The sequence below is a fragment of the Pseudomonas sp. LTJR-52 genome, from assembly GCF_003691465.1.
Lineage (GTDB): Bacteria > Pseudomonadota > Gammaproteobacteria > Pseudomonadales > Pseudomonadaceae > Chryseomonas > Chryseomonas luteola.
Map to the genome: position 1 here is coordinate 3008653 of NZ_CP033105.1, position 13639 is coordinate 3022291.

General features: G+C 51.9%; 10 protein-coding genes and 1 tRNA gene. 2 read left to right on the forward strand and 9 right to left on the reverse strand.

Annotated features, from left to right (window positions below; genetic code table 11):
- Positions 1 to 3: 3 nt before the first annotated feature.
- From EAW52_RS14075 to EAW52_RS14090, 4 genes are all read right to left on the reverse strand, one after another.
- Positions 4 to 1653, reverse strand: coding sequence for a hypothetical protein (locus EAW52_RS14075; protein ID WP_256680594.1), 1650 nt, complete (start codon positions 1651 to 1653; stop codon positions 4 to 6).
- A complete protein-coding gene (locus EAW52_RS14080) occupies positions 1634 to 2740 on the reverse strand; it encodes an FAD-dependent oxidoreductase (RefSeq protein WP_122042974.1) in 1107 nt (368 codons plus the stop codon). Before EAW52_RS14080 ends, EAW52_RS14075 begins: the two co-directional genes overlap by 20 nt.
- A gap of 14 nt (positions 2741 to 2754) precedes the next feature.
- Positions 2755 to 3780, reverse strand: a complete 1026-nt coding sequence (locus tag EAW52_RS14085; RefSeq protein WP_010797861.1) for a glycosyltransferase — start codon at positions 3778 to 3780, stop codon at positions 2755 to 2757.
- Positions 3781 to 4291: 511 nt separating this feature from the next.
- A tRNA-Arg gene (locus tag EAW52_RS14090) sits at positions 4292 to 4368 on the reverse strand.
- A 282-nt stretch (positions 4369 to 4650) separates the two neighbouring features.
- On the opposite strand from EAW52_RS14090, the gene EAW52_RS14095 reads away from it, so the two are divergent.
- A complete protein-coding gene (locus EAW52_RS14095; protein ID WP_010797860.1) occupies positions 4651 to 4968 on the forward strand; it encodes an Arc family DNA-binding protein in 318 nt (105 codons plus the stop codon).
- Between the two features lie 48 nt (positions 4969 to 5016).
- Here EAW52_RS14095 and mgtE read toward each other — a convergent pair whose 3' ends face one another.
- Positions 5017 to 6450 carry a magnesium transporter gene (gene mgtE, locus EAW52_RS14100; RefSeq protein ID WP_122042976.1) on the reverse strand — a complete coding sequence of 478 codons (1434 nt, stop codon included), beginning with the start codon at positions 6448 to 6450 and terminating at the stop codon, positions 5017 to 5019.
- Between the two features lie 302 nt (positions 6451 to 6752).
- Between mgtE and bamE the strand changes: the two genes are divergently transcribed.
- On the forward strand, positions 6753 to 7286 hold the full coding sequence (bamE, locus tag EAW52_RS14105) for an outer membrane protein assembly factor BamE (protein WP_162997643.1): 534 nt from the start codon (positions 6753 to 6755) through the stop codon (positions 7284 to 7286).
- A gap of 18 nt (positions 7287 to 7304) precedes the next feature.
- On the opposite strand, the gene pheA is transcribed toward bamE, so the two are convergent.
- The 4 genes from pheA to mtnA all read right to left on the reverse strand — a co-directional run bounded on the left by pheA (position 7305) and on the right by mtnA (position 13500).
- Positions 7305 to 8399 (reverse strand): prephenate dehydratase, encoded by a 1095-nt coding sequence (gene pheA / locus EAW52_RS14110; RefSeq protein ID WP_122042979.1) that lies wholly within the window; start codon positions 8397 to 8399, stop codon positions 7305 to 7307.
- Between the two features lie 3 nt (positions 8400 to 8402).
- Positions 8403 to 9488 (reverse strand): 3-phosphoserine/phosphohydroxythreonine transaminase, encoded by a 1086-nt coding sequence (serC, locus tag EAW52_RS14115; protein ID WP_122042980.1) that lies wholly within the window; start codon positions 9486 to 9488, stop codon positions 8403 to 8405.
- On the reverse strand, positions 9488 to 12307 hold the full coding sequence (gene gyrA, locus EAW52_RS14120; RefSeq protein WP_122042981.1) for a DNA gyrase subunit A: 2820 nt from the start codon (positions 12305 to 12307) through the stop codon (positions 9488 to 9490). The genes serC and gyrA overlap by 1 nt, the downstream gene beginning before the upstream one ends.
- A 116-nt stretch (positions 12308 to 12423) precedes the next feature.
- Positions 12424 to 13500, reverse strand: coding sequence for an S-methyl-5-thioribose-1-phosphate isomerase (gene mtnA, locus EAW52_RS14125; RefSeq protein ID WP_010797854.1), 1077 nt, complete (start codon positions 13498 to 13500; stop codon positions 12424 to 12426).
- Positions 13501 to 13639: the final 139 nt, after the last annotated feature.

The window sequence follows — 13639 nt, forward strand, 5'->3', positions numbered from 1 at the left end:
CTATCACCCCTGAGTATTTTTAAAACGAAGACAATATTCCGACTCGCACTTTTCGTACGGATACTTTTCATCCAGATACTTTTTGAGTTCAGGAAATTTGTCGTGCATTGATATGTCGTTGATATTGAACGACCAGAACGTTGTGGAGTAGACCACGACAGAGGGGTCTGACTTTTTCAGATCCGAAATCATGTCTTGCTCATACACGCGCGTTGCATACACCGGATAAATGTATTTCGTACACGCGGGCAAACCTGTCACGCCATTGATAATTCCGTTATTGGAAAGATCAAACACACACTGCGATCCTGACCCCTTGATCTGGCTGGCCGCCCAACGCGCACCGTCAGAGACCAGCAGAGAGTTATCAGGGGGCGACGCCATATTGGGTAGCCACTTGTAGCCGTTTACAAGAACATTGGGGACTGGCGATTTGTAAAGTGTAAAGGCAGCCAGCAACCCCGAGAGACCTACCAGGGCTACATACCCCAAGGGCTTGCGGTTGCTGCTAATGAGTACCAAACCCAGCAGAACTGCAAAAAAGGGCATCGGGTTCTTACCAATCAGCCCTAGAAGCAGCATGGACCCAACCACCGCCACGGCTACGGGCTTTTTCAGCAGCACAAATTCCTGCTTTCGGCCCGTCTTACGCAGCTGGTCATAAGCAAAGAGGAAACTGAGCAAAGGCGCCCACATACCCATCGGAACATGGATGAAATCTGCACGGTTGGTCGCGATCTTGTACAAAACCAACATCAGGACAGCCAGCATTCCAGCAATGGCAAACGCAGAGCCGAAATGGAACGGCTTAGGCAGCGCTTTGAACAGTGCATAATAGGCCAGCACTGTCGGTACGGTCAGTAGCGCGCTCTGAATGATGAAGCGTGGACTGTGATACGTCCATTGCGAGGATGTACTGAGTAGAAAGTCGAAGTTCCGTAGATAATCGCTAAGGGAAAACACCTCAGTCATCAGGGACAGTACAAGAAACGTCCCAACAAAGATGGCCATGGCATAGATGAAACGGCGATCATAAAAGCTGGCCAGAAGCACGCCCAACCCTATCGCCCCAAACCCGGTAATGCCCCGGTCATAAGACCAAAACATGTTGAATGCTGCAGCAATACCCAAGAGAGTCGCTTTAACAAAAAAATCGGAGGAGCGATTGGCTCGCAAACACAGCAGGAATAAATAGATCGAAAGCAGCAAGCACAGGTCACGGTAACCAACCAGTTGACTGGCTACCACCGCCACTGCAACGAGTGTCAGCAACTCATATCTAGCGCCACGCTCAATGAATAAAGACGCTATCAAGTAAAACAGCCAAGCCGCACCTAGGTTGCACAGTGCGTAGGCAACCTGGGTATAGAGAAAGTTATTATCCGGCCCGCTGAAGTGAGTGGCGATCCAGGCAGGCAAATAATCGAGCGCACCATGAATAGTAAAAGCATGCTCACCTGCCTGGCCATGCAACATGTTAGGCAAAGTGGCAAAAAACTCTCCTTGATGGAAAGGATCGACAATATTGCCTGGACCTAGCGTGAAATGACTGACGAAAGCAAACGCGAGTAGAGCAATAATTCCCAGCCAGCGGGCCGTCCGAGCCGGGGTAACATCCGCAAAACTTGTTGCATCAGTGGATGGGTTCGGCATCTAGCTTCTCCAGAACATCAAAAATGTTATCGATTTTTCCGCCTAGAACCGAGTAACAATTGGGCAGTTGAGCGTGTTGCTCAAAAAGGATGGGACGACCATCATCGCCTTCGTTTTTAACGAGAATGGTCTTGACTTCAAAAAGCGAGTCCCTGTACTGAACATTGGCCACAGGCGCCATGTAGCGCGTTACATCTCGAATCATGCGATCAACGCGTGTGTCACGATGATAATGCTCAAGGCGATGATAAGGATCGAGATCCGGTGAATCATTCCACTGCATATGCGGCGTGTATCGTACATGGGATAGCGTATGTAGCCCTCTCGCAGGGAAAGGCATCATGGAAAAGAAAGGCCCATCCATCACCGTAACACCTAGGCCCTTAAGCGCATCCGGCATCTCAACCAAGGCCATTTCTGTTAACTCATGCTTCAACTTGGTTTGAGTGCCAGGAAAGTCGCCAGAAAACTGATTCAGGCCACTATAGGTGCAGTTAAAAATGAACCGCGTGGAGCGCTCTACCGATTTTCCATCCTGCTCATAAGTGACCGAAAGTGTATCACTGCCCTGCCGATGAATAGATTTCACCCTAGTATTAAGTAATACCTCGACTCCAACTTCATTGAGTTCGCGCCTCGCCTCCCCTGCCAATTCTCTAGAATTGAACGCGTACTCTTCCGTTAGATAAACAGCCTCAATAAGCCGTGGCTCAAAGAGCTTTTCCATTGACGCAGGTACAGGCTCAAGCTTTGCACCAATTTCATGGCAAAACCGCTCGAACTGCTTGGCAGTAACTTTCGAGTTATTACGGGCTATGGCGTAGAGCTTTGTGAAGTTTGTGACTACAGCGTCAGGATAATCTTTTATAAAGCGGGGTAAGTTGACGCGACTTCTGAAGGCAGTCGTGAAACTACGCGGATAATGATAGCCGTTATGCACACGGGCCTGATTGTTATAAGACGCACGATTGAGCAGAGTCGCCTCTCGCTCAATCAACGTCACAGCCTTGAAACCTCGTACCTTCATCAAATACAAGGCAATCATGGATCCGTAGAAACCGCCACCAATGACAATAGCATCCTGCATGATGTATGTATGCCTTAAGCCATATTAGAGGCAGCAGCAGTCACGGTAGACGGCTGTGGGTCACTAACGACCTCGATGTTGAGTTTCTCGCGTCGCGTCATGATGGCGCTCGTAAACTCCTGAGCAACATGGTATGCCGGCCCTTCATTGGTACGGGTAGCCACTTGCAAGATGTACTCGCCCAATACCAGCAGCACGAGGGACAAAAGGAAGAACATGCCTGACTGTTGCAGGGATAGCGTTACCCAACCTGGCGCAACATCCGACTTGAGAAGTCCAACCGCGATGACGTATGCCGAGTAGATAAGGTTCGCTGCAGCACCAAACATGCAAAGCATGTTGACCAGTCGCATAGGGGCACGCGTTGTGGAGATCAGAAGACGGATTCCCCGCTCGATACTGTCTCCCAGACGCTTGTTCTGAGGCGCTTTGGGCGTAGAGCTATAGGTCAACTTGGTCTGAGCAAAGCCCGCTGTTGCCGGCAAATGACGATAGGTCAAAGCAGGAACAGGGTGTTGCAGAATAAAATTAACTACGCGCTTGCTCAACAGGCGATACTGAGGGGCATCGTTTGCAAGGTCGATGCCGCCTAGACGCTTGTACAAAGAGTTAAAGCTGGAGAAACAGGCCTTGTAGGCTAAGGTACGCTTAGGCTTTTGAGAATTGGCCGCAAATACGACATCACTTCCTTCCGCTGCCTTTTCCAGCATTGCAGGCAAGAACCCGACATCGTCCGTCAGTGGATCAATGACGGCTACATAATCGCCAAGTGCATTTTCCAAACCCACCCAGCAAGCGGTGTCCGTATCGACCTCTTTGGTCAGAGCATACACCTGAAGATTCGGCAAACCCTTCTCGCTGGTTAACCCTTTCAACATGGCTACACTGTCATCGGTAGAGGCGTTGTCAACAATGATCAACTCATAGTCACTCACTAGTGAGGCGATAATACTCGCCGCATTAGTCAGTGACTCTGCAAGCTCCCTAGACTGATTACGGACAACAAAGACGATTGATAACAGAACGGGATAATAAGACATTCACGCTTCCTCTCAGAGAGCCCAAGTGGGTTGATCCATATTCAGCAAAGCTGTCTAGATAAACTTTAATATTGCGGCTTCATTAAGAATGGGCGCGACATAACGAACAAACCATCACAGCCAACTCAATTGGCCGTGCCTGTAAAACAAGTTCATTGCTGGGCTCTGCTTGTTCGAATCGTTATCGAGGCCAACACGCTCAGCCCAATGAGCACCGGAATAACATAACTATAATTAAGGAATCTTGTTACCCCTTAATACTAGCGCCAGCGATAGATTCTCATGCCCACCAAAGGTTCCCCTTCAGCCTGCCAACCCCATCACATATTTATATATCGGTTATAGGACGACTAACTATTAATATCACTTTACGGTAAAAGTCATATTAATAGTTGACATAAAAATGAAAGGACAACCGTTAACGCGCAATAATATAAAAGACCATAAAGCCCAGTTTATGCGTTAGTCAAGGATGCGAAGAGTAGAAGTGCGTGAGGTATTGCAAGTTTTATGGTGTCCCAGGCGAGGTTCGAACTCACAACCTTCCCCTTAGGAGGGGGATGCTCTATCCAATTGAGCTACTGGGACCAAATGACGTCGTGCGAGAGCAGAATGTTAACGACAAGAGCGCGCTTTGTCATGCGTTATGTAAAACCTAGCGTTAAAGACCGCTATTCCCAGAAATCATTGCTAAGCTTCTCATTAGCATTGATTTAGAGAGAAGCCACTTTGCTTTTTTTGAAAATTGTCACTAAATTGACGCCAATAAGCTCACGCAAGTAATGGCGTTGAGAGCAAATAACAAATGCTGTCCCAAGCTTCATGAAAGCCTTGTTGGCATCGTCCTTGACCACTTAGATGAATGTACTCATGACTCAGGCAATTAGATCGTACTCCAGTCGCACAGCTGACAAATTCGTCGTCCGTCTTCCCGAAGGAATGCGCGAACGTATCGCCGAAGTTGCACGCAACCATCATCGCAGCATGAATTCTGAAATCATTGCTCGACTGGAGCAGAGTCTCATTCAAGAAGGCGCTATCGATACAGATCCGAGCATGCGTATGGATAGTCCAGAGCTAAGCGCTCATGAACGGGAACTGCTACAGCGCTTCAGGCAACTTTCTGGACGCCAGCAAAACGCTCTCCTCTCTCTGATTGCCAATGACGTCGAGTCATCACAGGAATAAAGTATTTGTTAAAGGATCAGGGATACGCCCTGATCCTTTCGCTTGAAGTTACAGAAGGAACATAGTGGCAAGACCAAGGAAGATGAAAAAGCCGCCGCTGTCTGTCATTGCTGTAATCAGCACGCTGGACCCCATTGCGGGATCTCGCCCAAACCGTTGTAACGTCATGGGAATCAATACTCCCATGAACGCGGCTAGCAAGAGATTCAATGTCATGGCAGCCGTCATGACGACCCCTAACGACCAACTGTTATAAAGGTAATAGGCAATCAGGCCAATTACCCCACCCCAAATCAATCCATTGAAGAGCGCAACACCTAGCTCTTTCCTCAACAATCTCATGGTGCTGCTGGCATTGAGCTGACCCAGCGCGATAGCACGCACAATCATAGTGATCGTCTGATTGCCCGAATTACCGCCAATACCTGCAACGATAGGCATCAAGGCGGCCAGCGCTACTAACTTTTCAATGCTGCCTTCAAAAAGCCCGATTACACGAGATGCAACAAACGCTGTTACTAGATTCGTAGCAAGCCAAGTCCAACGATTGCCGACCGACTTCCAAACAGAAGCAAAAACATCTTCGTCTTCACGAAGACCCGCCATGTTGAGGACCTCAGATTCACTTTCCTCGCGAATCAAGTCCACCATTTCATCGATAGTGAGACGACCTATCAATTTGCCATTCTTGTCAACGACAGGCGCAGAAATTAGATCGTAACGTTCAAACGCTTGAGCGGCCTCGTAGGCATCCTTATCAGGATGAAACGCTACCGGGTCGTTAGCCATTACCTCAGCGACTTGCTTTTCCGGGTCATTGACCAAAAGCCGCTTCACAGGAAGCACGCCCTTCAATATGCCGTCATAATCGACAACAAACAGCTTATCCGTATGGCCTGGCAGCTCCTTCAAGCGACGCAAATACCGCAGAACAACCTCAAGCGTGACATCGTCGCGGATAGTCACCATCTCGAAGTCCATCAGTGCGCCAACCTGATCCTCTTCATATGAGAGCGCTGAGCGCACCCGCTCACGCTGCTGGGCGTCCAAAGCCTCCATAAGCTCATGCACAACATCCCGAGGCAGGTCGGGCGCCAGGTCGGCCAGCTCATCAGCATCCAGCTGTCCTGCCACTGCAAGGATTTCCTGATCATCCATGTCGGCGATCAGTGTTTCACGAACAGAGTCGGAGACCTCAAGAAGGATGTCGCCGTCACGCTCGGTCTTAACCAAGCTCCAGACGGTCAGACGCTCATGAAGTGGAAGCGCCTCAAGGATAAAGGCAATATCGGCCGGATGCAGTTCATCCAGACGGCGACGAAGTTCGGACAGCCCCTCTTCATGCAGCGCCTCATCAGGCTGCACAACCTGCTCGTCGTGAGCGGGACCTTCAACGAAACGATACTGATGGAGCAGCTCAACGACTTGAGCCAGTCGCTCCTGCAGACTTTCCTGTGGCTTTCTTGCTTCCACTTCACTCATAAGCGCACTCCATCCCCGGCAACGGAGCGCGCTGCGGGAATCAAATCTTTAATAAACGAAACAGCGATCGAAGTTTGTTAGATCGGGGTATGTCCATGGAAAGGGTCCACGAGCCCCGGCGGGGCTGACAAGCGGAATCATAGCACTGCATGCGCTGAATCGGCGATGTAAAACAGTTAAAAACAATCATTTGGCAGCTAATGCTCATGCCTGACCGAGCCTGGCCGTTGATCTGCGGAGCCAATCACAGCGGCACGGCGCATCTCGCACTACGCTATGAACAGATGTCATGGAGGACAGCTATGTACCGTAATCCCGTTACACTTCTATGTTTGGCAACGTTGTTTTTTTCAAATACGGCTACTGCCACAACCGTCTTTCGGTGTGTAAGCGAAGACGGCCATATCAGCTTTTCCGCAAATGGTTGCCTTAAAGGCGATACGATCAGCCACCAAACCGCTGATAACCCCAAGCCTGGCGGCAACGGACCCAAAACACCGATATCGACACAACCGTTATCCCTGCCTTCCCCCTCAAAGGATCAATTGCCTACCTACCATGAGTTAGCAGTTGTGGGAGCCAAGGAAGGAGCCTGCCCAAACGTGCTTTCAGGCTCGGAAAGAAGAACGGCGGTCATCCACAAAAAGGTTATAGCGGGCATGACGAAAGAGGATGTCGAAAGCGCCCTGGGAAAGCCAGACAGGATCATCGAGAACAATAATCGCGCCCGCTACTACTATGTAACGCAGCGCAAGAAGCATTCACGCGTCATTAGTTTTGATAATGCGGGATGCGTTACAGACACAGGAAGCAAATATAAAAAAGCCACACCTTAACGGTGTGGCTTTCGAGCGTTACAACACTGCTTTAGGATACGACCCTAAAACTTTCAAGGCGACCGTATCGCCATTGATTTTTTCCAGCACATCCTTGATGAGAGGATCATGCTGATGACCGACGAAGTCTATAAAGAAAACATAGGTCCACTTACCACTGCGGGATGGACGTGTTTCGATGCGCGTCAGGTCAATGTTGTTGGCATGAAACGGCATTAACAAATCATGCAAGGCGCCCGGCTTATTGCGAGTCGACACGATCACAGACGTCTTGTCATCGCCGCTAGGCGGGACCTCCTGATTTCCGATAATCAAAAACCGCGTAGAGTTATCTGGACGATCTTCGATTTTCTCATGCAGCTTTGACAAACCATACAGGGAAGCGGCCATATCCCCTGCTATCGCCGCGCTATTCCATTCACTTTTAACCCGCTTCGCAGCCTCGGCATTGCTCGAAACTGCGATTCGTTCGATGTTAGGGAAATACGCGTCTAGCCATTTACGACACTGAGCTAGGGACTGCGCGTGTGAGTAAACACGCGAAATGCTATCTGTCTTGGTCGTTTCACCCACAAGCAGATGATGGTGGATACGCAATTCCACCTCGCCGCAGATAACCAGATCATGCTCTAGAAAACTATCAAGCGTATGGTTGACGGCACCTTCAGTTGAGTTCTCAACAGGAACCACACCAAAATTTACGGCCCCAGCCGCCACCTCACGAAAGACTTCGTCGATAGCGGCCATTGGCCGTGTCTTTACCGCCATACCAAAATGCTTAAGCGTAGCCGCCTGCGAAAACGTACCTTCCGGCCCCAAATAGGCAACCTTCAATGGCTCTTCAAGCGCAAGGCACGACGACATGATCTCTCGAAACAAACGAGCCATGTCCTCGTTACCCAACGGGCCCTGGTTACGCTCCATTACCCGCTTGAGCACCTGCGCTTCGCGCTCCGGTCGATAGAAAACCGGACTTTCACCCTCACCTAGCGACTGCATTTTCACGCGAGCCACATCCTGAGCGCAGCGGGCGCGCTCACTGATGAGTTCCTGAATCCGTTCATCCAAGCTATCGATACGGAGGCGCAGGGCCTTGAGCTCTTGTTCCGCCATGGTTTAACCGTGCTCCTTTTCAAACTCTGTCATATAGGCGACCAGTGCTTGCACAGCCTCAAGACTGACAGCGTTGTAGATGGATGCGCGCATGCCACCTACCGAGCGATGCCCCTGAAGATATAGAAGGCCTCGCTCTTCGGCACCCGACAGGAAAGTCTTGTCCAGACGCTCATCTGCCAGGCGGAAAGGCACGTTCATCCAGGAGCGATCATTTACCGCAATCGGATTCATATACATTTCACTACTATCGATGAAGCCATACAGAAGCTCCTGCTTCTGACGGTTGATCCGCTCGATGGCAGGTAGTCCACCCTGATCTTTCAGCCACTGGAATACTAGGCCAGACAGATACCAGGAAAACGTGGCGGGCGTGTTGTACATCGAACCGTTGTCTGCCTCGACCTTATAATCGAGGAGCTTGGGACAAGAGGAACGTGCCCGCCCCAGCAACTCCTCCTGAACGATCACCACTACAAGCCCACTGGGTCCGATGTTTTTCTGCGCGCCCGCATAAATCAACCCAAACCGTGACACGTCCAAAGGACGTGACAGCAGGTTCGAGGACGCATCAGCAACTAGAGGAACATCGTCTGTCTCAGGAATCCAGTTGTACTCAAGGCCGCCAATGGTTTCGTTCGGAGTGTAATGAACATAGGCCGCGTCCTTGGAAAGCTGCCACTCATTCTGCCCAGGGATAGCCAGGTAATCGTATTTCTTGGCGCTGGCGGCAATATTCACTGCGCCATAGTTTTGCGCCTGTTCGATAGCCTTGCGTGACCAGATCCCTGTATCGATGTAATCAGCCTTTCCACCTTCAGGTAGCAGGTTCAGTGCAATCTGAGCGAACTGCAAGCTTGCCCCACCCTGCAGGAAAAGCACTTTGTAATCAGCGGGGATTACAAGCAGATCCCGCAAGTCCTGCTCGGCTTTCGAGCTGATTGCAGTGAAGTCGTCGCCACGGTGACTCATCTCCATGACAGACAAGCCGCGCCCCTGCCAGTCGAGCAGATCGGCCTGAGCTTGTTTCAGTACCGCCTCCGGCAGCGCAGCCGGGCCAGCGCAGAAGTTATACGCTCGCTTGCTCATCACTCATCGTCCTCATTGGGCATGTCATCAGAGGGAACATCGTTGGCGCCCGGCAGGACATCCTCATCGCTTGGCTCTTCGCTAATGACAGGAAGCTCCTTTTCAAGCAACTCGTCATCAAGCTCGCCCTCATGCTCGATCAATTCGTCGTCAACTGAGGGCTCCTGCACACGCTCAAGGCCTACGAGCTTCTCGCCCTTGCCAAGCTTGATCAGTGTCACACCCTGCGTGTTGCGGCCTTGCAGGGAAACTTCATCAACTCGTGTACGCACCAGCGTACCCTGATCGGAAATCAACATGATTTCCTCACCTTCAAGGACTTGAATAGCGCCAATCAGCGGGCCATTACGCTCATTGGTTACCATGGCTATCACGCCCTGACCACCACGACCACGCTGCGGATACTCAGCAATAGCAGTACGCTTGCCATAACCATTCAGACTGGCTGTCAGTATCTGCGCCTGCTCTTCTGGAATCAGCATGGAAATCAGATGCTGCCCATCACCCAGACGCATACCGCGGACACCACGGGCCGTACGTCCCATCGTGCGGACATGACGCTCCTTGAAGCGAATGACCTTACCGTTGTCAGAGAACAGCATGACCTCCTGGGCGCCATCGGTAATGGCCGCTGCAATCAGGCTATCGCCCTCTTCCAGCTTCAGCGCAATCAGGCCATTGCTACGAGGACGACTGAACTGCACCAGCGGGGTTTTCTTGACCGTGCCGTAAGCAGTAGCCATGAAGATATAGGATCCGGTAGGCTCATCCTTGCCGCTATCTTCAACCCCTTCTGCGCTCTCATCGACCTCAACATCATCTTCAAGCACCACGTCTTCAACGACATCGTCCTGATCACCCAGGTCTTCATCTTCAGGTGCCTGTTGACGCACGGCCTCCAGATCTACTGGCAACATCGCAGTGATACGCTCGCCTTCAGCCAATGGCAGCAGATTTACAAGCGGACGACCACGTGCAGCACGAGAAGCCTCAGGAATTTCGTAGGTCTTTTTCCAGTACACCTTACCCAGGCTGGAGAACAACAGCAGTGTGGTATGGCTATTGGCGACGAGAAGATGCTCGATGTAATCGTCTTCCTTTACGCCCGAGGCAGAACGGCCGCGACCACCACGGCGCTGAGCCTGGTAGGCATGCAAGGGCTGGGACTTGGCGTAGCCGCCATGGGAAATGGTGACGACACGATCTTCTTCTGTGATCAGGTCAGCAATGGTCAGGTCGACTTGAGACGCGACGATTTCAGTACGACGTGCATCACCGAACTCTGCCTTGATCTTTTCAAGCTCCTCACGGATGACTTCCATGAGACGCTCAGGGCTGTTGAGTATTCGGATCAGCTCTGCAATCTGTTTCAGGATCTCCTGATATTCAGCCAGCAGCTTTTCATGCTCCAGGCCGGTCAGGCGATGCAGTCGCAAATCAAGGATGGCCTGCGCCTGTTCAGGAGACAGCCAGTATTTGCCATCACGAAGACCATACTGCGGATCCAGGTTCTCCGGCCGGCAAGAATCCGCACCAGCGCGTTCCACCATCGCCTCGACAGCACTGGACTCCCAGCCGGTCGCAATGAGACGCTCTTTGGCTTCAGCTGGGGTTGGAGAGGACCTGATCAGCTCAATAACCGGGTCGATATTGGACAGCGCTACCGCTTGGCCTTCGAGAATATGACCACGCTCACGCGCTTTACGCAGCTCATAAATGGTTCGGCGGGTAACCACTTCGCGACGGTGACGGATGAATGCCTCAAGCATGTCCTTTAGGTTAAGGACCTTGGGCTGGCCATCCACCAGCGCAACGATATTGATACCAAACACTGTTTGCAGCTGGGTTTGTGCATACAGATTGTTCAGCACGACCTCAGCCACTTCACCGCGGCGCAACTCAATTACGACACGCATGCCATCCTTGTCGGACTCATCACGCAGTTCGGTGATACCTTCGATCTTGCGTTCTTTCACCAGCTCGGCAATCTTTTCGATCAGACGAGCCTTGTTCAGCTGATAAGGCAGCTCGGTGATGACGATCTGCTGGCGAGTGCCTGACTTGTCGATATCTTCGACGTCAGCGCGTGCACGTACATAGATACGGCCACGTCCTGTGCGATAAGCCTCGATGATACCTGCCCGGCCGTTGATGATGCCTGCCGTCGGGAAATCAGGTCCCGGGATATACTGCATCAGTTGGTCGACAGTCAGCTCACTGTTTTCGATCAGCGCCAGGCAGCCATCAATCACTTCGGTCAGGTTGTGAGGCGGAATGTTAGTAGCCATCCCCACCGCGATACCACTGGAGCCATTGACCAGAAGGTTCGGAACCTTTGTAGGCATGACTGCCGGGATCTTCAGGGACCCGTCATAGTTGTCTACCCAGTCAACGGTTTCCTTATCCAGGTCCGCCAGGATTTCGTGGGTCAATTTGAACATGCGCACTTCGGTGTATCGCATAGCGGCTGCGGAGTCACCGTCAACCGAACCGAAGTTACCCTGACCATTCACCAGCATGTAGCGAAGGGAGAACGGCTGCGCCATACGTACAATCGTGTCGTATACCGCAGAGTCGCCGTGAGGGTGGTATTTACCGATTACGTCGCCCACGACACGGGCGGATTTCAGATAAGGCTTGTTCCAATCGTTACCCAGCTCGCTCATGGCATAAAGCACACGGCGATGCACAGGTTTCAAGCCGTCGCGCACATCCGGCAATGCGCGTCCGACGATTACGCTCATCGCATAATCGAGGTAAGACTGTCTGAGTTCGTCTTCAATATTGACCGGGAGGATTTCTTTGGCCAGTTCGCCCATGAGAAGCCTGGTTCCTTAGTTTCAACACCCTGCGGGAAAGCAGTAAATACTACCACAAACCAAGGGTTGCCTGCGGTTTCCCGCAGGCGATGAGTGAGTCGTGTTAAGCGGAAAAATCAGTGCAAGCGCTTGCGGTTCATAAGTGCAGCCATTTTCTCTGCAGTGGGCCGCTCCACGACGCCTCGCTCCGTGACAATCGCATCAATCAGATCAGCTGGCGTTACATCGAAAACAGGATTTACAGTATCGACTTCTGCCGCAATCCGAACACCGCCTATTTCAAGCAGTTCGCGTCCCTCACGCTGCTCGATGGGGATGTCCTCACCGGACGTCAGATTCATGTCGATGGTCGAGCTGGGTGCCACAACCATAAAGCGTACCCCATGGTGCATTGCATTGACGGCCAGCTGATAGGTCCCGATCTTGTTGGCAACGTCACCGTTGGCTGTGATTCGGTCAGCCCCTACGATGACCCAGGAGATATTGCCGGTTTTCATCAGATGGGCCGCTGCCGCATCGGCATTCAAAGTGACAGGAATGCCTTCGCCAGCCAACTCCCAGGCAGTAAGGCGGGCACCTTGTAGCCACGGGCGCGTCTCATCGGCAAATACCTTGTCCACAAGTCCTTCCAGGTGAGCCGCACGAATAACCCCCAGGGCGGTTCCAAACCCTCCGGTCGCCAACGCACCGGTATTACAATGGGTCAGAAGCGTCTGAACGCCATCGCCATGCTTGCGAATCAACTCGACCCCGAGCTGCGCCATGGTCAGATTGGCTTCGCGATCGCTCTCATGGATGGCAACGGCCTCCGCTTCAAGGGCCGCTAGTGCCTCCTCGCCCGGCTTGAGTCGCTTCAGGCGCTCTCGCATACGGTTAAGCGCCCAGAACAGGTTGACCGCTGTAGGACGGGACTCTGCGAGCATCTGCATATCCTCATCCAGCGTTTGCAACCAGTCCTCTCCTGCCTGCTGGCGCGCTCGAGCGCCTAGCACAACGCCGTAGGCTGCACTAATACCGATTGCCGGTGCTCCTCGCACGACCATCTGCCTGATTGCCTCGGCCACACCACTGGCCGAGTCATACGTGAGCCAGACTTCCTGCATGGGCAATAAACGCTGATCCAGCAGATGCAGTACGCCCTCTTTCCACTCGATAGCCTTGACCTTCTCTGCGGCCAGAAGTCGCTCGCGCATGATCACCCTCATCGCCTGAAACAAAAAAGTCGATTATACAGGGCTGATACAAGCCGCTGTGACAGGACATCGCGAATACATGGGTTTATAAACGCTTTTATCGATAATGTGGCCCGACTGAGTCCCGCCATTGGGCTGA